The sequence below is a fragment of the Mesorhizobium sp. M5C.F.Ca.IN.020.32.2.1 genome (genome assembly GCF_004023105.1).
GTDB lineage: Bacteria > Pseudomonadota > Alphaproteobacteria > Rhizobiales > Rhizobiaceae > Mesorhizobium > Mesorhizobium wenxiniae.
Map to the genome: position 1 here is coordinate 1 of NZ_RZSX01001658.1, position 468 is coordinate 468.

The window sequence follows — 468 nt, forward strand, 5'->3', positions numbered from 1 at the left end:
GGCCGATGTCTTTGACGCCGACCCGACGGTCGAGGGCCTGATCCTCGACAAGCATGGCATTTTCACGTTCGGCGACGATGCCAAACAGGCCTACGACCGGATGATCCACTATGTGAACGCCGCCGAGGAGTTCATCGCCAGCCACGGCAAGCCGCTTGCCGAAAAAACCGCCTTGCCGGCCAGGCTGGCCAAGCCTGCGGACATTGCGCCGATGCTGCGCGGCGCGGTGGCGGTAGCGCGCGGCGAAGCCCGCTTCGACCGCATGATCAGCGATTTCCGCACCTCGGACGCGATCGTGGATTTCATCAATTCGGCCAGGATTGCCGACTATGCCGGGCGCGGCGTGTCGACACCCGACCTGTCGATCCGCATCAAGACCGGACCGATGGCGCTGCCGGCGCCCGACGCAGACAAGATCGGCGACTACAAATCCGTCATCCGCCAACACGTCGAGAAATTCGCCAGGGA

General features: G+C 63.9%; 1 protein-coding gene. It reads left to right on the forward strand.

Features of this window, described 5'->3' with window-relative positions:
• A partial coding sequence (locus EOA86_RS38005; RefSeq protein WP_164892478.1) for a class II aldolase/adducin family protein occupies window positions 1–468 on the forward strand: 468 nt, incomplete at both ends.